This is a genomic window from Romboutsia sp. MSSM.1001216sp_RTP31141st1_G3_RTP31141_220114, assembly GCF_039031195.1.
Taxonomy (GTDB): Bacteria; Bacillota; Clostridia; order Peptostreptococcales; family Peptostreptococcaceae; genus Romboutsia_C; species Romboutsia_C hominis.
Genome location: NZ_JBCIUO010000003.1, coordinates 208,878 through 227,203 on the forward strand (window position 1 = coordinate 208,878; position 18,326 = coordinate 227,203).

An 18,326-nucleotide genomic window follows, 5' to 3' on the forward strand; every position below is an offset into this window, starting at 1 on the left:
TATGAAACTAAAATTTTATAGTTACATTAAGCTACTTCTTTTTTCCTTTTATTAACTTTATTTAAGTTTGGAATACCAAATGTTATAGCTATTATTCCACAAGCTAACATTAACCAAGGATAATGTAGATATTTAATTAATTCAACAGGAGATATTCCTACCATCCCTGCAGCTGTTAATACTTGTGCACCATATGGAACTATGCCTTGCCAACAAGATGAGAATATATCTAATATACTTGCAGTTTTTCTATTATCTATATCAAATTTTGTAGCTATATCTTTTGCAAGTGGCCCTGCTGTTACTATTGCTATAGTGTTGTTTGCTGTACATAAATCTACTATACTTACTAATGCTGCTATACCAAACTCTGCACCTTTTTTAGTTTTTATTTTACTACTTATAAAATTAAGTATAAAGTCTATTCCACCATTTAATTTTATAAGTTCTACAAGTCCTCCGATTATTATAACAAGTAGACATAATTCATACATTCCTGATATACCACCTGATATAGCTTCTATAAATCCAAATAACCCAAATGAATTTGTAAATAATCCTATTGCACCTGCAAATACTACTCCAAAACTAAGTAAAACAAATACATTTACTCCACATAAAGCTCCTAATAACACTCCTAAATATGGTAAAACTTTTATAAAATCATATCTATAGCTTGTGCTACCACCTAAACTATACCCTGATGTTATAGTAGCTAATAATATAGCAGTTATAATAGCTGCTGGTAAAACTATTAAGAAATTTACTCTAAATTTATCTTTTAATTCACATCCTTGAGTTTTGGTTGCTGCTATTGTAGTGTCTGATATCATAGATAAATTATCTCCAAACATAGCTCCACCTACAACAGCTCCTATTACTAATGGTGCTGGTATTCCTGTTTTAGCTGCAATTCCTATGCCTATTGGCCCAAGTGCTGCTATTGTTCCCATTGATGTTCCCATAGATATAGATATAAAACATCCTATTACAAATAACCCTGATACTAAAAGATTAGGAGGAAGAATTGATAAACTTAAATTAACAGTTGAGTCAACACCTCCCATTGCCTTAGCTACACTTGAAAAAGAGCCTGCAAGTATAAATATCATAATCATAGATATTATATCTATATTACCTGCACCTTTACAAAATACTTCTATCTTTTCTCCTAAACTAACTTTTCTATTAAGAGAAAATCCTACTATAGTTGCGATTATAAATGCTACTATTGCTGGCATTTTATAAAAATCCCCAGTTATTACCCCGCTACCTAAAAATACTATTAAAAATACACCCAGTGGTAATAATCCTAATATACTACCTTTTTTTGCTTCTTCTTTCATAATATACCTCCCTTTATATTAAAACTTCTAAAGAGTATAATTTTAATTTATTTAAATATACCTGATATTTTTTAATAAAAAAAACCTGAGATAACTCAGGCTTTGACAGCAAAAATTATACTCTCATCTTTCAGCTTATGCTGCAGGATTTAGCACCCGTATAATAATACTGGTTGCTGGGCTTCGTCGGGCCAGTCCCTCCGCCACTCTTGATAAGAATTATTTAATTATTTATATAATAGTTAATTTTCACAATTTTGTCAATATTATTTTTTAATTATTCTAATAAATCTACTTATAAATTATATATATTAATTTTTTATACATCTTAATTTATTATGATATATTAGCAAATAAAAAAAGTCATAATTAAATTACGATTTAATTATGACTTTTATGACTATTTATTAATAAATACAGATTTTAATATATTTAATATTTCAGTAAATATCTCAACATTAGATTTTACATTTTCTTTAGCCACTACTATATCTGCTGTTACATCTGTTGCAACTTCCGCAACGTCTTTTACATTTTCACTAATATCGCTGATATTATCAACTAAATTAGGTAATTTACCTACTACTGTATGTATGTCATCAGAATTTGTTGATACCACTGTATTGATATTTTTAATAAATTCATTAATATTTTTTAAAGTTATTATTAAAAATATTAATGCACCTATACCTAATAATGCTAGTATTATATATATTACATTTAAATCTATGTACATAATGTTATTCTCCATAGCAATTATTCTTTATCCTTAGCTTCTTGTGGAGCTTGTAATAATTCTACAACATTAGTATCTACTACGTCTTCATTTTCTTTCTTTTTACTATCTAAATACTCTTTTATTCTTCTCTTAGATTCATTTACATTTGTAGTTAATTTTTCTTTTGTTTTGGCAGCCTTTTCACTTACATTTGTGTTTATATCTTTAGCTGTATTTTTTATATCTTCTCTAGTTTCTTTTCCTGACTTAGGAGCTAATAAAACCCCACCTAGTATTCCTGTTATAGCACCTGTTGCAACACCTAGTGTAGCTATTTTTATCTTTTTATTTCTTTCTTTTGCTTTTTTAGCTTTTTTCTTTTGTTCTATTTTTTTTGCTAAACTCATGCTCATCACTCCTATTGTTAATTTGTATTATACTATTTTTTACTATTTTTCTAATATTTCTAATACATATATACCCAAATTAGTAAGTTTTAAAACAAAATAATTTATTTTTCTATTTATTTTTTTATATTTCAGCTAAATTAAATTATATAAATTAAACTTACATTTTATTTATACGTATGCACATAATAATATAATAATTATGGAAGGTAGGAATTGCTATGAAACATAAAGATATTAAAAAATTTAGTATATTACTTTACATTATTTATATTTTATCTATAATATTTTTTCTATTTAACAAAGAATTTGGAAAAAGCGTAATTAGCTTAATTTCGCTTATAATTACTTTTGTGCTTACTAAAGCTTATTTAAAAAACTTAGCTATACTTGACTACCCATTGTACATAATTGGAAACATTTTTATATTATCTTCTTTTTTACTAGGTTCATGTTATGGACTTTACGATATAATCCCATTTTATGATGATTTTCTTCATTTTTGGTCTGGATTTATATCTGTTAAAATTGGATTTAATATACTAAAAAATATTAGTAGTAAAAATAATAAACTTTTAATATGTATGATTCTTTTCTTCTTTGCAATGGGCATATCAGCAATTTGTGAAATATGTGAATATTTACTAGATGTCTTATTTAAGATGAATACGCAATCTGGCGGTTTAAAAGATACCATGATGGATTTAATAGATGCTTCATGTGGTGCTTTTTTTATGATTGTATATTACTATAGAAAGTATTTAAGGTAAAATATTATATTAAACTCAACACTATTAAATATAAACAAAGCTACTTAACATATGTTAAGTAGCTTTGTTTATATTTAATATATCTTTTTACAGTAATCATTGTTGAATATAAATAAACAATAAATTATTATATATTTTTCTATAAAAGCTAAATTGTTTAGCCTAGCCTTTTAATAGCTCCTTGGCTTACTTAAGAATTCTTGAACACGTTTCTTCTCTTTCTCACGTTTAGCTTCTTGTTCTTCTTGCTCTTGTTTTAATGCATCTTCATATTTAATGTATTCTATTCCAGCTTCTTCAAATAGCTGCTGGCCTAAGCCTGTAGGATACTCTCCTTTAAATATTACTTTTTTTATTCCTGCTTGAATAATAGATATTGAGCAAAATACACAAGGTTGAGTAGTAGCATACAATGTAGCTCCTTCACAGCTTATTCCATGTTTAGCACATTGTATTATAGCATTTGCTTCAGCATGCCCAGCTCGACATAGTTCTAAGCCTTGTCCTGAAGGTATACCTCTTTTTTTTCTCTCGCAATAGCCAATATCTGAACAATGAATAGTTCCAGCAGGACTTCCATTATAACCTGTAGCTATAATTTGCTTTCCTTTTATAATTACAGCTCCTACTTGTCTTGAAACACACGTACTTCTAACTTTACTATCTTCGGCTATATCCATCGCCCACTCTGTAAATAATTTTCTCATATGATATGCTCCTTCTGTTCATTTATTATTTATAAATATCTTTATATGTCAAAATCCCTATAACCTTAGTTAAATCTAATCATTATACCCGCATCTATAATCTTATTTTTTATTTTCTTAAAATCATCTTAACTCACACGTCATTATTTTTTCAAGAGTTATTATAAATTTGTAATATTTAACTACTTATTTAACATAAATGTATATAATATATTTTTTTAGTAATAATATTACTATCCCTTTAATCATGCTCCTTAGTCATTAATTTTATATAGCTTTATTTTTCAGTTTATTATTAAAAAAAGACAGAAATAAATTCTGTCTTTTTTTAATAATAGCCCTTAAGCATCTACTTAAAGGCATAATATATATTTATATAACATAAAGTTTTGAAATTATCTTATCATATTTACCTCTAGCCAAGCAAATACCACCTGCATACTTTATATATTCTTCTTCACTAAGTTTTCCTTCTTCAACTTCACTAAATCTATCAATAATATTAGAATTATCTAAAAAATCTTCTACACTTTCTAATATACAAATTAAATTTATCTTAAACCCATCTGAATTTAACTTTCTTTCTTGTTTTTCTTCTTTTAAATACACTACTTCATGTTCTTTGTCTAACGTAACCTTTACGAAATCTGAAAGCCTCTTTTCTGTTGGTAATAATACTGAATATTTTTCCATATCTAAAAATATTTCATACAATTCTTTTAGTCTTGCTAACTCTGAACTCATCCTTAATCTCCTTTATATAGCCTACCTATTAATCGTGGTTATACTTTGTACTTTCATTATAATTTCATCTACTTAATCCGTCAACTTTTTACACTAAAATGGTTTTAATTACTAAAAAAAGCATTGAGTTGTTTACTGACTTTCAACTCAATGCCTGTTAATTATTTATTTTTTTTATTATATTCTCTTAGTAGCTGTTCTTCACCCATTTCTACTAATCTTCTACTCATCACACCACCTAAGTTTCCACCTATATGTCCATTTTTATATGATGTATCATTAGATCCATCTATATGACTATTTGACATTCCTAGTTCATTTGCTATTTCTAGTTTCATTTGATTTAGAGCTTGTTTAGCATTACTTATTGCTGGTTTTTTAGACATTTTAATACCTCCTTAAACTTTCTTATATATTTTTATCAAATTTAAATGATATTATTATGTATTTTTGATTTATAAGATTATTAAAATGCTTTTACCTAATATAAAACATTAAACTAAAAAATCACTTGGTTTTATCCAAGTGATTTTTTTATATTAAGAAATCTTCATCTTTTAATTCTTCATATACACCTTTTTGATATCCATTACCTTTAGTCGAGAAAAAGTCGTGATTTTTGGTTTCTGTACTTAGCCCATTTAGTACTATTGGGTTTATTTCACTTACTTTATAATATTCATTAAACCCTAAATTGTCTAATGCCCTATTAGCATTGTATTTTAAGAAATTTATAACTTCACTTTCAAGACCGCTATCTTTGTATATAGTGTTTGTATAGTTTATTTCATTTTCCATTAAATCTTCAAGTATTTTGTACATTCTATCTTTTAATTCTTCTTTTTTAGCTTCTTCAAACTTTTCATATATTTCTTGAGAAAGAAGTCCTATATACTTTCCATGTAGTGATTCATCTCTAAGTATAAGAGATATTATTTCTCCACTTGCAACCATTTTACCTTGGCCTGCTAGATATAGTGGATAGAAAAAACCTGAGTAGAATAAAAAGCTTTCTAAGAATACACTTGTTACCATAGATAAATATAAACTTTCTTCATCTTTTGTATTTTTATATTGGGCTAGTACTAAGTCCGCCTTTTTCTGAAGTGTTTCTTCACTTTCTATCCATTTAAATAATTCTTCAATTTCATCATTAGAAAGCAGTGTCATAAATATAGATGAGTAACTTTTAGCATGTATTTCTTCCATAGTTCCCATAAATGATAATACTGCTTTTCTTTGAAGGTTATCTGTAAGGCTCATCATAGATGGTACCCCATCATTTCCTTGCTTAGTGTCTAGTAATGTAAGTCCACCTAATACTTTTTTATATAATTCTTTTTCTTTTTCATTTAATTCATTAAATACTTTTAAATCTTTTGAAACTGATATTTCCTCTGGTAACCAAAATTGTTTTACATTTTGTTCCCAAAAGGCTTGAGTAAATCCATCATCTTCTTTATTCCAGTTTACTGCTTTGTGTATTTTTTCTAATTTAAATGTCATAGTACTCCCCCTTATACTGAACACATAAGACACTCATTGTTGTCTCTAGTCATTTTAGTTCTTGTGTAGTAAAGACTTTTTAGTCCTTTTTTGTAAGCATATATATATAATCTAGCTATATCTCTAGTTGTTTTATCATCTGTTACAAATAATGTTGTTGATATACCTTGGTCAACATGATTTTGGACTGTTGAAACTATATCTATAACTTTTCTCATATCCATTCTATATGCAGATTGGTAATAAAGCATGTTTTCATTAGTTAAAAATGGCATAGGATATATAGTTGTAGAATCACCATATGTTCTAACTTCAACCGGCTCTGTAATTGGCATTATACTTGATGTTGCATTTTGAACATAACTAATACTTTGAGTTGGTGCTATTGCTATTAAGTATGCATTATATAATCCATGTACTTTTACTTCATCTAATAAAGCTTCCCATTCTTTAGTTGTAGGTATATGTATACCTTCAAACAATTTTTTTACTTTATCTGTCTTAGGTAAGTATGAATTTTTATAATATTTTTTTAATACATTACTATCTTTTCCTTTTGCATATTCTGATTTTTCAAACCCAACAAATGTTTTATTTCTCTCTTTAGCTATATTCATAGATGACTTTATAGCAAAATGTCTAACCATTGCAAAAAATACATTACAAAAGTCTATTGCTTCTTCTGATGTATAAAGTATATTTTCTCTCACTAAGTATCCATGTAAATTCATAGCACCAAGACCTACTGCATGTGACGAATCATTTCCATTTTTGATTGTTGGCACTTCATTTATACTAGTGTTATCAGAAACAAAAGTTAATGCCCTTATTGCAGTATCAATCGTATTTTCTATATCTTTATTATCCATTACATTAGCAATGTTTAAAGAACCTAAATTGCAACTTATATCTTGTCCCCATATATTTTCTCCAGCATATCCTTTTATATTTGATGGTGTTTGGTATTGAAATATTTCACAACATAAATTAGACATTTTGATTTTACCAACGTCTTTTAGTATATGTTCTCTATTTGCAGTATCTAAAAATACAACATATGGGTATCCACTTTCTTGTTGCATCTGTGCTATCTTTGTTAGCATTTTTCTAGGATTTATTTCTTTTTTTCGTATATCTTCATCATTTTTTAAAATATCATACCATTTTTCCATATCCATCTCATCAAGATTTATATTATATTTTTTATAAACAGAATGAGGATAAAATGCATAAGCCACCTCATTTTTCTCTGCCAATTCCATAAATTTATCTGGTATTAATGCCCCTAAAGATAATGATGCTAATCTTATTTTTTCATCTGCATTTATCTTTTTGGTATCCATAAGTAATTCAAAATCTGGATGAAATACACTTAAATATACAGCCCCGGCACCTTGTCTTGCACCCATTTGGTTAAAGTAGGTAAATGACTGTTCTAGCATTTTAGCAACTCCTACCACACCGCCTGCTGCTCCTTCTATGTCTTTAATAGGGTCTCCTGAAGCTCTTAACCTTGATAAATTAAGCGCTACTCCGCCACCTATTTTTGATAGATGATTTGCTGATGAAATTGCATATGATATACCTTCTGTACTATCTTCTATAGATATCAAAAAGCACGATACCATTTCTCCTGCTCTAGCTCTACCTGCATTTAAAAATGTAGGTGTTGCTGGTTGAAATTCTTGTTTTACTAGTTTCTCTGCCAATTTTTTTACTAAGTCTTTATCACCATTTCCAAGTGCTAAAGATACTATGAGAACTTTATCATTATAGCTTTCTAATATTTCTTTATTGTCATTAGTCTTAAGTGCATAGTTTTGATAAAACTTATTTGCACTCATATATGAATTAAATTTAAATCCATAATTTTTTATGATTCTTTCTATTTCTTTTATAAAGTCTATATCATATCTTTCTATTACTTCTTTAGAATAGTAATTATTATCTATTAAATATGATAGCCTTTCTTCAAGACTATTAAATACCTTTGTTCTAGGTTTTATATATTCATTTATATAACTGTATAATGCTTCTTTATCTTTTTCTAATTGATATTTTCCTTCTTTATTTTTTATTATGACTTGATTATTTAGTTCTATCCAGTTCATTTTTCCCACCTTTTATTTAATGTTTTACTAATCATTATCTACCACTTATAGATATAATATTTAAACCAAATACTATATATTGTATATACACCAATAAAAGTATTCTTAATCTATTATTATATTTTATTTTTTTTATTCTTTTTAATATATAGTTTTTTCAACACATAAGGCATTTATAATTTTTTATAATTGCTTTTTTTATTTACAAATAATATTCATTATGATATTCTTAAGTTAAGTGGGAACTTATATTTTATATAAGTATTACGCTAGCCCAAATAAAGGCACTTATCTTTTGATAGGTGCCTTTCCGTTTTTATAAGTACAAAAAATTTCTTTACAATACATAAATAAAGAACTACAATGTTTTTGAAAAGATATCTAACTAGGGGTGCCTTTTAGGCTGAGAAATGATAAATTCATTAACCCTTCGAACCTGATGTAGTTTATACTACCGTAGGAAAGTTACTTTTGTGTTTATTAATAGCTATAAAACAAATATAGTCTATTTATTAATACATATTTTGAGAAGCTTTGCCTTATGGTAAGGCTTTTTTTATTTATTAAAATATAATAAGGGGGATTTTAATATGATGTATACTACTCAAATGGATGCTGCTAAAAAGGGGATAATTACTAAAGAAATGGAAATAGTAGCAAAAAAAGAAAATATGGATGTTAATATTTTGAGAGAGCTAATATCTAAAGGTAAAGTAGCAATACCTGCTAATAAAAATCATAAATCTTTAAATCCTGAAGGTGTAGGCGAAAATCTAAGAACCAAAATAAATGTAAATTTAGGTATATCAAAAGATTGTTGTGATATTGATGAAGAGATGAAAAAGGTTAATTTGGCATTAGATATGAAAGCCGAAGCTATAATGGATTTAAGTTCTTTTGGTAAAACCAAAGAATTTAGAAAAAAACTTATATCATCTTCTAATGCTATGATAGGAACTGTTCCTATATACGATGCTGTTGGTTTTTACGATAAAGAATTAAAAGATATAACTGCTAAAGAATTTTTAGATGTAGTAAGAAATCATGCAAATGATGGTGTAGACTTCGTTACTGTACATGCTGGTATAAACAAAGAAACTGCATCTGTTTTTAAAAGAAACAAAAGACTTACTAATATAGTATCTAGAGGCGGTTCTTTAATGTATGCTTGGATGGAGCTTAACCAACGTGAGAACCCTTTTTATGAATACTTTGATGAATTACTTGATATATGCGAAGAATATGACTTAACATTAAGCCTTGGAGATGCTCTAAGACCTGGGTCTATAAATGACTCTTCAGATGCTTGTCAAATAAAAGAATTAATGATATTAGGTGAACTTACTCTAAGAGCTTGGAAACGAAATGTTCAAGTAATAATAGAAGGTCCTGGACATATGTCATTAGATGAAATTGAGTCTAATATGTTACTTGAAAAGAAACTTTGTCATGGTGCACCATTTTATGTGCTAGGTCCTATAGTTACAGATATAGCCCCTGGATATGATCATATAACAAGTGCTATTGGAGGTGCCTTAGCTGCTAGTTATGGAGCTGACTTTTTATGTTATGTAACCCCAGCAGAACATTTAAGACTACCTAACTTAGATGATGTTAAAGAAGGTATTATAGCTACTAAAATAGCTGCTCATGCTGCAGATATCGCAAAGAAAATTCCTAAATCTAGAGATATAGATAATCAAATGAGTAAAGCTAGACAAGAACTTGATTGGGAAAAAATGTTTGAACTTGCTATTGACCCACAAAAAGCTAGAAGATATAGAAAAGAGTCAACTCCTAAACATGATGATAGCTGTACAATGTGCGGTAAGATGTGTTCTATGAGAAATATGAATAAAATAATGAGTGGTAAAGACTTAAATTTATTAAGAGCAGATAATTAGTTACATACTTAATTTAATATTATAAATATCTATTATATTCTTTGCATAACTAAGTTTCATCATATTTTAATGATTTACAAAAGAATACATAAAGTGGTATACTGTCCTTTATAAATATATATTTTTGGAGGAATATTAATGGCATTTATAATATTAATATTAGGTTTTATTTTCCTTATAAAGGGTGCTGACATATTTGTCGATGGTGCTGCTTCAATTGCTAGAAAATTTAATGTTCCAGCTATGGTTATAGGTCTTACTATAGTAGCTATGGGTACATCTGCACCTGAAGCCGCAGTAAGTATTACATCTTCATTAGCAGGTCAAAATGATATGAGTGTTGCTAACATCGTAGGCTCTAACTTTTTTAACATACTTGTAGTGTTAGGTGTATCTGCAATAATTGCAAAGTTACCAGTTCAAAAAGATACTATAAAAAAAGATACTCCATTTTTAATAGGTATAAGCTTTATGTTGTTACTATTTTCACTTGATTTACATATAAATAGATTTGAAGGTATTTTTTTCTTATTAGTATTTGCCTACTTCTTAATAAATACTGTAAAAAGTGCTAAAAACTCTAATAATGAAGAAGACTTATCTGGTGGTGAAAGTGCTATAGCTATAGAAGCTGAAGTAAGTGAAGATGTTCCTATGTTTAAAACAATTATATTAAGTTTAATTGGTATAGCAGGAATTATTGTTGGTGGAGATATGGTTGTTGATTCTGCCACGACTATTGCAACATCATTTGGTATGAGTGCAAACTTAGTTGGACTTACAATAGTTGCAGTTGGTACTTCACTTCCTGAATTTGTTACTTCTATTATGGCTATAAAAAAGGGTGAAACTGAAATAGCTATAGGTAATGTAATAGGCTCAAACGTATTTAATATACTTTTAGTTTTAGGTTTAGCTACAACTATAAGTCCGATATCTATAAGTACATTTGCTCTTATAGATATAATATTTATGACATTTATAACAGTTTTACTTTATATCTTTATGAAAAAAGATAATTGTCTTGTAAAAAAACAAGGTTTTATATTAATAGCTTTATATATAGTATATATGATATATACTATAGTTAGGTAATCTAAAAAAGGAAGAACATAATTATGTTCTTCCTTTTTATTCGCTTATTATATTTGTATTATTTATATTCTTATATTCTAATTTATTTATTGCAAATATAATTCCAAAACTTATGATAGAAATTATTATTGAGCATATAAATATGGCTTTCATTCCATATAAGTCTATTATATTTCCATATATAAGTTTTATAACTGATGACCCAATTCCTATACAAAAAGTGTATATAGTCATGGCTGTAGTGTATAATTTTTTTTCTACTACGTTTCCTATAAAGTCAAAAACAGTTATAGTCATTATAGCTATTGCTACACCATGAGAAGCTGATGCTAATATAAATAATGCTATATTATTTGTAAATGTATATATTATCCATCTAATAAAAAGTGCAATTGCACTTACAGTAATCATTTTTGTATTTCCATATTTTTTTAAAAGATCTTTGGTCTTAACCATAAAATAAAGTTCTGGAGCTACCATAAACACAGTCAACATTCCTACAAGTTCCTTGCCTGCTCCTAAGTTTAATAAATGTATACCTTGGTAGGCGCTTACCCCATCACTTAAAGCAACAATACTTATACTTGCTAAAAGTATTAACACATATTGTTTATTAGTAAATAATTTTTTTATATCTACTTTTAAATTTAACTTTTCTTTAGACTCCATTTCTTTAGGTGTATTTAAATATGGAGTTATAAATAAACATAGTAGCATACTAAACATAAACATGTAGAAAAATGCCAAATCATTTCCTGTTAAATTCATTATATGACCACAAATAAAAGCAGATAGTGCATATCCTATAGAGCCTAATACCCTTACTTTTCCATAATTTTTATTTTGTTCTTTACAATATGAAGTTGTTATAGTATCTGCAAGTGGCAATAATGAATTTCTAAACATTTCAAAAAATATCGCTACTATAAATATCGGTATAAAAGACGTTGTTTTTGAATATAAATATCCCAGTAAAAATGCTACTAATACATTTATCCATAATATAAGCTTTTGTTTTTTTATAATATCACTTATAATCCCCCATATAGGTACAAGTGCTATACCAATTATAGATGGTATTGATACTATAATCCCTATTTGCGATGGACTAAAGTTTAATGTTTTTTCTAAGTATACAGGTAAATAAGTCATAAATGACCCCAATCCTATAAACATACATAAGTATTTTATATAAAATTTAGACATAATATTCCTCCTCTTATAAGAATATACCATAATATTGTTAGTTTTTGTACAATCATTTTTTTATATTTTTTAGAAAATTTAGGTATATTTATTAGTATTTAAGGTAATTATTTAAATAAATAAAAAAAGTGTGTACATTTACTTAAATAAGTGTTACACTTAAATTACAGTAAATCAAGAAATAATCTTGATGTAGGTTTATAGGAGAATTGAAAATGATTCAAGGAATAGTAAAATGGTTCAATAGTGAAAAAGGATTTGGATTTATATCTGTAGAAGGTGGAGATGATGTATTCGCTCATTTCTCAGCTATACAAGTTGATGGATTCAAAACTTTAGAAGAAGGTCAAAAAGTAAGCTTTAATATAGTTGAAGGTGCTAGAGGTCCTCAAGCTGAAAACATAACTATATTATAATCATATAGATACGTTTTAAAGACTCAAATTTATTTGAGTCTTTTTTATTTATTAATTTTAATAATTATAAATTTTCTGAATATAGCAACAATTAAAAATGTCTATGTGATTTTTTACATAGACATTTTTAGAAATACAAAAGTATTTATAGATACAATGTTTTATAGTATATAATTTACATATCTTTTTTATCTCGAGTTACATCATTTATCCAATTGCCACTTTTAACTCTTATAAATCCAACTATACCTTTTAATATTTCATCACTTTTTAATAGAAAAAATACAATAGGTATTGGTAAATTAAATATAAATGCACCTATAAATCCAAGTGGTATAGATAATCCCCACATAAATATCATTTCATATTTAAATACATACTTATTATCTCCTCCTCCTCTTAAAACACCCATCATAAGATTTGAAGATAAAGACCTAAATAATGCTACTATAGCTGTTGCTGTCATTATTTCTTTTGATATTAATTTCGTTTCTTGTGATATATTATAAAATCCTAATATGGCATCCTTACATAAATAAATCATTAAAGCTGATATAACTCCAACTATTATGCTTAGTATGCTTATTGTATTTGCATATTCTTTTACTTTTTCATAGTTTCCTTTACCTATAGCATTACCTATTATAACTGATGAAGCACTAGATAATCCTTGTATAAATAAAGTTGCAAATTGATTTACTACATTATTTATGCTATTTGCTGCAACTACACTAGTCCCCATCCTACCAACTATTATAGATATCATAGACGATCCTACTGACCAACATAGTTCATTAAAAAATATGGGATATGTTACTTTTACATAATCATTAAATATTATTTTATCTATTTTCAAAATATAATTTAACCTATATTTTATTTTACTTTCTTTAAAAATTATATATGCAAATATTATAAAAAATTCTATTATCCTAGATATAACAGTTGCAATAGCTGCTCCTTTAATTCCTAATGGACTTATCCCAACCCTTCCAAATATTAATATATAATTTAAAAATATATTTATAAATAAAGATATACTATGTATGATCATAGGTATTTTAACAGTTTTAATGGACCTAAGTACACCAACAGTAGAAACTGTTAATGAATAGAATACATAACTTATACTAACTATCCTTATATACTTCTCCCCCATTGATATAACTGATATATCATCTGTAAATAGCTTCATAAATGCACCTGGCATAACCATAGCCACTAATACAAATAATATTGATAGTGCTATACTTAGCCAGTATGTAATAGTAATTACCTTGTGTATTGATTTTATATCTTTTTTCCCATAATATTGAGAACACATAACGTTAGAGCCTCCAGAAAGTCCAAACATTAATATCATCAATATAAAAAAAAGATGATTAGCTATAGCTGCTGATGATAACTCTACTTCGCCTAATTTACCTAACATAACAGTGTCTGCCATATTAACAGATACTGTTATTAGATTTTGTATAGCTATTGGTATTGATATATCTATTATACTTTTATAAAATAATTTATCTTTTGTCATATACACTTATATTCATTCCTTTCACAATTACATATATATCTTTTGTATTATTTAAAAGTTAATACATATACTTATTTACTTATTTAGGTATATAAAAAAGACTAAGATTTAATCCTAGCCTTTTTATGATTAATCACATCTATATGTAGTTTTTCGTATTTTTGATTTTATATTCTAATTTTTAACCAAACATTATATCCATTATATCATCTACTGACATTTTACTAAGAATATTTCCACTATCTATATTACTATCTATAAGCTCTTTTACTAATTCTTTTTTCATTTCTTGTAATCTTATAATTTTTTCTTCTACTGTGTCTTTAGATATTAGCTTTATAACATTAACAATATTTTTTTGCCCTATTCTATGAGCTCTATCACTTGCTTGATTCTCTACTGCAGGATTAAACCATGGATCAAAGTGTATAACTATAGATGCACTAGTTAAATTTAAACCTGTACCTCCTGCTTTTAACGATATTAAAAATACATTATCATTATTTTTATTAAAGTCATTAACTAGATTAACTCTATCTTTTGGGTTAGTTTTTCCATCTAAATAACTATAGCTTATATTTTCATAGTCTAATCTATCTTTTACTTTCTCTAATACTTTTGTAAACTGTGAAAATACTAATATTTTTTTGTCTTTATTTTCTTTTAACAATTTTACAAGCACCTCTAATTTAGAGTTTTTTATCTCATAGTTTTTAACCATTAATTCAGGGGCTATTGCTAACTGTCTAAGCTTAGTTAAGTAAGATAATACAGACATATTATCATTTATTTGAATTTTATTTTTAGCTAAATTAAGTAAACCTAAGTATGCCTTTTTATGTTCTTTGTTAAGCTCTACATAATACTTTTGCTCAATTTTTTCTGGTAATTCATTTATAACTTCTTTTTTTGTTCTTCTTAATAAAAATGGTTTTATAAGCTTTTTTAAATCGTCTATATTACCTTTGTCTAAAAATATTTTTTTAAACTTTGATTTATCATATAAATATCCTGGCATTACAAAGTCAAATATAGACCATAACTCTATTAAGTTATTTTCTATTGGAGTTCCAGTTAGTGCAAACTTAACTTTTGCATTAATTTTTTTTACAGACTTAGCTATTATAGAATCTGGATTTTTTATATTCTGGGCTTCATCTATTATACAGTAATCAAATTTTATATTTTTATATTTTTCTGTATCGTTTTTGTAGGTTGTATAAGTTGTAAGTATTACATCATAACTATCTATATAGTTTATAACATCCTCTCTTTTAGACTTATAAGCTAGACCTATTTTTAGATTAGGAGAAAATCTTTTAAATTCTTCAAGCCAATTATAAATAAGTGATGTTGGTGTTAATACAATAGCTTTTTTATTTTCATTAGATTGTAAAAAAGCTATTGTTTGTATTGTTTTACCTAACCCCATCTCATCTGCTAAAATTCCTCCAAACTCATATCTAGACAAAGTTTTTAAAAATTCATATCCTTCAATCTGATACTCTCTAAGTTTTGCATCTATATTAGGCTGATCAATTTTTAAATTTTCTACTTTTTTAAAGTTCTCGACTATATTGTCTATATTATGACTTCCTTTTATAATAGAACTATCATTATCTTCTATATATTTTTTTAGATATAGTGATTTATTATTGTCTATTTTCATAGAAGTAAGATTTTCATACATCCCCAAAGTATCTATTAGTTCTAATGATTCTTTTAAATTCTTCTCACTTAAATCCAAGTAATTTCCACTTTTAAATCTATATAATTTATTGTTTTCTTTATATGCATTATATATATTTTTATATTCACCTTCACTTATTCCATCTATTTCTAGTCTTGCATTCATATAACCATCTTTTGATGATAATATATTAAATGTTATATTTGGATTTAACTTTGTGCCTTCTTTACTTTCATATTCTTTATCATTATTTAAATCTTCTATACCCTTTAGTACTATCGCTACTATGTGAGAGCATAAATTATTAGATTTTATACTTTGTGACTCTGAAAAACAATCACAACTTACATTTGATATTTCTCTAGTTTTAGTATTTATACTTATCATTGATGTATAATCTCTTCTTCTTTGTTCATCTAACACAGTTCCATAAAATATACATTTACTGCCATTTTGTTTAGCATAATTATTTAAAATTACTCCATTTTTGTATATGTAATGTCCAGAATTGTATTTACTTCTATCTGTATATGTTTTTAATATTTCTTCTATATTTATATTCATTTTATCCACCTTGTTTAATTTTTTGTAAATCTAATTTATCACTATAAAAAAAGAAAAGCTACCCTTTTTGTAAAAAATAAGTGTAGGACGTGTCCTACACTTATTTTTTACTTAATATATACTTAAAATTGATGTTAAACTAGGATCATTTAATAAATAATCAAAGTAACTATGGGCTGAAGTATATCCAATTCCATACTTTTCATTTTTATTATCTACATTTTTATATTCTTCTAAAGCACTCTTTACTGTATTATAGTCCTTCATATTATTAACTTTGTATATATCTCTTTTATCGTTAGGTATATTTGATACATAGTTAGGCTTCATAAAATATCTTGCATCATCTACTTTATGTTCATCACTAAGCTTTTTTAATACTTGACCATTTTTTCTGTGCATTATATGATCATCATATTTATAGTGATGTGCTATATGTGTAACGCTTCCTAACTTTTTTTCAAAGTTTAGTATAGTCTTTTCCATTAGATCATAATGAGTTCCTGGTTTTTTAGCTTCATCTGCTAGTATTATTACATTATCTTTTTTTACTCCTAGTTTATTTAGACATGCTTTAAACTCATTGTTTCTTAGTCTTTCTTTTTCTTTTCTATCTATACCCTTAAATTTTGGGTTATTTTTAAACACATTAACTCCCGACCCATCTGATACTAAAGTTACATATACATTGTCCGTTCCACATTCTTTAATAGCATCTACTATAGCAGTTCCTCCCCATAAAACCTCATCATCTTGATGTTGTGGGTAAAATACCACATGATCTTTAAATCTTTTAATATTGCCATTATTATACTGAGAGTATGCTGTATGTACACCAAATATTACTAACACAACTATTATTATCCCCATTATTTTTTTATCTTTTTTGTCTTTCATTTTCACACCACCTACTATTTTTATTTATATGTCGAAAATAGTCGTCTTTAAGCTTATTTTATATTAGCATACTTTACATCTAAATTATATGAAATTTAATATATTGAAATTTTTTTGTTACCGTTTTGAAATTTTTTTGTTACTTTTTAAATGTTTTTTATATAAATTAAGCTTTATACCCTTAATAATTTTAATAATTGAAAAGAAATAGGGGATAATTAGCCATATCACTATTTATCCCCTATTTCTTTTACTCTATTTAATAAAAACTTACATTTTTTATTACTCTGCATCAAAATCTATATGAAACTTTCCTTCTGGTGAATTTATATCTAAATAAGATAAATTAAAATTTTCATCCATTACGTCTATTTTATATTCAAATAAAACATCATCTTCTTTCTTAGACATAAATATGTAGCTACCATTATCTTTATCTTCTATTTCATCACATATTTCTTCATATATTTCTTCACCACTTACACTTCTTTGGTATCCAGAATTTTTTATTTTCTCTTCTATTAATCTGTATATTTCTTCCATGTTAAACTTCCTTTCTAGTTAAACTACTATATATTATATACTTACATAGTATTTGTTAATTCATAATTATATCATTTAAATATACAGCATAACAATATTTATAAAGTTATTTTCTCTAATATAAGTTTATTTAACCTTTACATATATTGCGAAATTATATTATATATA

At 26.4% G+C, this 18,326-nt stretch carries 17 protein-coding genes and 2 riboswitches; of the genes, 4 read left to right on the forward strand and 13 right to left on the reverse strand.

Annotation, left to right across the window (positions count from 1 at the left end; genetic code table 11):
- Positions 1–26 precede the first annotated feature (26 nt).
- The 3 genes from ABCP60_RS07910 to ABCP60_RS07920 form a co-directional block, all read right to left on the reverse strand.
- On the reverse strand, positions 27–1,346 hold the full coding sequence (locus ABCP60_RS07910; protein ID WP_092925196.1) for a Na+/H+ antiporter NhaC family protein: 1,320 nt from the start codon (positions 1,344–1,346) through the stop codon (positions 27–29).
- Between the two features lie 120 nt (positions 1,347–1,466).
- A riboswitch (SAM riboswitch) is annotated at positions 1,467–1,565 on the reverse strand.
- Between the two features lie 181 nt (positions 1,566–1,746).
- Positions 1,747–2,082: a hypothetical protein gene (locus ABCP60_RS07915; RefSeq protein WP_092925194.1), complete on the reverse strand. Its 336-nt coding sequence runs from the start codon at positions 2,080–2,082 to the stop codon at positions 1,747–1,749.
- A gap of 20 nt (positions 2,083–2,102) precedes the next feature.
- Positions 2,103–2,471, reverse strand: coding sequence for a YtxH domain-containing protein (locus ABCP60_RS07920; protein ID WP_240275736.1), 369 nt, complete (start codon positions 2,469–2,471; stop codon positions 2,103–2,105).
- Positions 2,472–2,692: 221 nt separating this feature from the next.
- Here ABCP60_RS07920 and ABCP60_RS07925 point away from each other — a divergent pair, with 221 nt between their 5' ends.
- Complete coding sequence (locus tag ABCP60_RS07925; RefSeq protein WP_092925190.1) at positions 2,693–3,241, forward strand: hypothetical protein; 549 nt, start codon at positions 2,693–2,695, stop codon at positions 3,239–3,241.
- 170 nt (positions 3,242–3,411) lie between these two features.
- Here the strand turns inward: ABCP60_RS07925 and ABCP60_RS07930 are convergent, their stop codons facing one another.
- The 5 genes from ABCP60_RS07930 to nrdE all read right to left on the reverse strand — a co-directional run bounded on the left by ABCP60_RS07930 (position 3,412) and on the right by nrdE (position 8,309).
- Entirely contained in the window at positions 3,412–3,948 is a 537-nt protein-coding gene (locus ABCP60_RS07930) for a cytidine/deoxycytidylate deaminase family protein (protein ID WP_092925188.1), read from the reverse strand.
- Positions 3,949–4,320: 372 nt separating this feature from the next.
- Positions 4,321–4,692 carry a hypothetical protein gene (locus tag ABCP60_RS07935; RefSeq protein WP_092925186.1) on the reverse strand — a complete coding sequence of 124 codons (372 nt, stop codon included), beginning with the start codon at positions 4,690–4,692 and terminating at the stop codon, positions 4,321–4,323.
- 161 nt (positions 4,693–4,853) lie between these two features.
- The gene (locus ABCP60_RS07940; RefSeq protein WP_343101566.1) at positions 4,854–5,078 is read right to left on the reverse strand and encodes an alpha/beta-type small acid-soluble spore protein; all 225 of its coding nucleotides are present in this window, start codon (positions 5,076–5,078) and stop codon (positions 4,854–4,856) included.
- Between the two features lie 148 nt (positions 5,079–5,226).
- Positions 5,227–6,198 carry a class 1b ribonucleoside-diphosphate reductase subunit beta gene (gene nrdF, locus ABCP60_RS07945; RefSeq protein ID WP_343101567.1) on the reverse strand — a complete coding sequence of 324 codons (972 nt, stop codon included), beginning with the start codon at positions 6,196–6,198 and terminating at the stop codon, positions 5,227–5,229.
- An 11-nt stretch (positions 6,199–6,209) separates the two neighbouring features.
- Positions 6,210–8,309, reverse strand: a complete 2,100-nt coding sequence (nrdE, locus tag ABCP60_RS07950; RefSeq protein WP_343101568.1) for a class 1b ribonucleoside-diphosphate reductase subunit alpha — start codon at positions 8,307–8,309, stop codon at positions 6,210–6,212.
- Between the two features lie 377 nt (positions 8,310–8,686).
- A riboswitch (TPP riboswitch) is annotated at positions 8,687–8,789 on the forward strand.
- Positions 8,790–8,899: 110 nt separating this feature from the next.
- Here nrdE and thiC point away from each other — a divergent pair.
- Entirely contained in the window at positions 8,900–10,213 is a 1,314-nt protein-coding gene (gene thiC, locus ABCP60_RS07955; RefSeq protein ID WP_092925177.1) for a phosphomethylpyrimidine synthase ThiC, read from the forward strand.
- A gap of 138 nt (positions 10,214–10,351) precedes the next feature.
- Positions 10,352–11,308, forward strand: a complete 957-nt coding sequence (locus ABCP60_RS07960; protein WP_092925175.1) for a calcium/sodium antiporter — start codon at positions 10,352–10,354, stop codon at positions 11,306–11,308.
- A 36-nt stretch (positions 11,309–11,344) separates the two neighbouring features.
- Here the strand turns inward: ABCP60_RS07960 and ABCP60_RS07965 are convergent, their stop codons facing one another.
- Positions 11,345–12,514, reverse strand: a complete 1,170-nt coding sequence (locus tag ABCP60_RS07965) for an MFS transporter (protein WP_166505637.1) — start codon at positions 12,512–12,514, stop codon at positions 11,345–11,347.
- A 215-nt stretch (positions 12,515–12,729) separates the two neighbouring features.
- Here ABCP60_RS07965 and ABCP60_RS07970 point away from each other — a divergent pair, with 215 nt between their 5' ends.
- On the forward strand, positions 12,730–12,930 hold the full coding sequence (locus ABCP60_RS07970; protein ID WP_092925171.1) for a cold-shock protein: 201 nt from the start codon (positions 12,730–12,732) through the stop codon (positions 12,928–12,930).
- 175 nt (positions 12,931–13,105) lie between these two features.
- Here the strand turns inward: ABCP60_RS07970 and ABCP60_RS07975 are convergent, their stop codons facing one another.
- From ABCP60_RS07975 to ABCP60_RS07990, 4 genes are all read right to left on the reverse strand, one after another.
- Entirely contained in the window at positions 13,106–14,464 is a 1,359-nt protein-coding gene (locus ABCP60_RS07975; protein ID WP_343101575.1) for an MATE family efflux transporter, read from the reverse strand.
- Between the two features lie 181 nt (positions 14,465–14,645).
- Complete coding sequence (locus ABCP60_RS07980) at positions 14,646–16,718, reverse strand: DEAD/DEAH box helicase (protein WP_343101569.1); 2,073 nt, start codon at positions 16,716–16,718, stop codon at positions 14,646–14,648.
- A 111-nt stretch (positions 16,719–16,829) separates the two neighbouring features.
- Complete coding sequence (locus tag ABCP60_RS07985; protein ID WP_166505640.1) at positions 16,830–17,615, reverse strand: PIG-L family deacetylase; 786 nt, start codon at positions 17,613–17,615, stop codon at positions 16,830–16,832.
- Positions 17,616–17,897: 282 nt separating this feature from the next.
- Positions 17,898–18,158 carry a hypothetical protein gene (locus ABCP60_RS07990; protein WP_092925163.1) on the reverse strand — a complete coding sequence of 87 codons (261 nt, stop codon included), beginning with the start codon at positions 18,156–18,158 and terminating at the stop codon, positions 17,898–17,900.
- Positions 18,159–18,326 lie beyond the last annotated feature (168 nt).

Excerpts from the sequence above, each read along its gene's own strand:
- ABCP60_RS07915 (WP_092925194.1), bottom strand. The coding sequence starts at position 2,082 with ATGTACATAGATTTAAATGTAATATATATAATACTAGCATTATTAGGT.
- ABCP60_RS07935 (WP_092925186.1), bottom strand. The coding sequence starts at position 4,692 with ATGAGTTCAGAGTTAGCAAGACTAAAAGAATTGTATGAAATATTTTTA.
- ABCP60_RS07940 (WP_343101566.1), bottom strand. The coding sequence starts at position 5,078 with ATGTCTAAAAAACCAGCAATAAGTAATGCTAAACAAGCTCTAAATCAA.
- ABCP60_RS07965 (WP_166505637.1), bottom strand. The coding sequence starts at position 12,514 with ATGTCTAAATTTTATATAAAATACTTATGTATGTTTATAGGATTGGGG.
- ABCP60_RS07980 (WP_343101569.1), bottom strand. The coding sequence starts at position 16,718 with ATGAATATAAATATAGAAGAAATATTAAAAACATATACAGATAGAAGT.
- ABCP60_RS07985 (WP_166505640.1), bottom strand. The coding sequence starts at position 17,615 with ATGAAAGACAAAAAAGATAAAAAAATAATGGGGATAATAATAGTTGTG.
- ABCP60_RS07975 (WP_343101575.1), bottom strand. The coding sequence starts at position 14,464 with ATGACAAAAGATAAATTATTTTATAAAAGTATAATAGATATATCAATA.
- ABCP60_RS07990 (WP_092925163.1), bottom strand. The coding sequence starts at position 18,158 with ATGGAAGAAATATACAGATTAATAGAAGAGAAAATAAAAAATTCTGGA.
- nrdF (WP_343101567.1), bottom strand. The coding sequence starts at position 6,198 with ATGACATTTAAATTAGAAAAAATACACAAAGCAGTAAACTGGAATAAA.
- ABCP60_RS07920 (WP_240275736.1), bottom strand. The coding sequence starts at position 2,471 with ATGAGTTTAGCAAAAAAAATAGAACAAAAGAAAAAAGCTAAAAAAGCA.
- ABCP60_RS07930 (WP_092925188.1), bottom strand. The coding sequence starts at position 3,948 with ATGAGAAAATTATTTACAGAGTGGGCGATGGATATAGCCGAAGATAGT.
- thiC (WP_092925177.1), top strand. The coding sequence starts at position 8,900 with ATGATGTATACTACTCAAATGGATGCTGCTAAAAAGGGGATAATTACT.
- ABCP60_RS07970 (WP_092925171.1), top strand. The coding sequence starts at position 12,730 with ATGATTCAAGGAATAGTAAAATGGTTCAATAGTGAAAAAGGATTTGGA.
- ABCP60_RS07925 (WP_092925190.1), top strand. The coding sequence starts at position 2,693 with ATGAAACATAAAGATATTAAAAAATTTAGTATATTACTTTACATTATT.
- ABCP60_RS07910 (WP_092925196.1), bottom strand. The coding sequence starts at position 1,346 with ATGAAAGAAGAAGCAAAAAAAGGTAGTATATTAGGATTATTACCACTG.
- ABCP60_RS07960 (WP_092925175.1), top strand. The coding sequence starts at position 10,352 with ATGGCATTTATAATATTAATATTAGGTTTTATTTTCCTTATAAAGGGT.
- nrdE (WP_343101568.1), bottom strand. The coding sequence starts at position 8,309 with ATGAACTGGATAGAACTAAATAATCAAGTCATAATAAAAAATAAAGAA.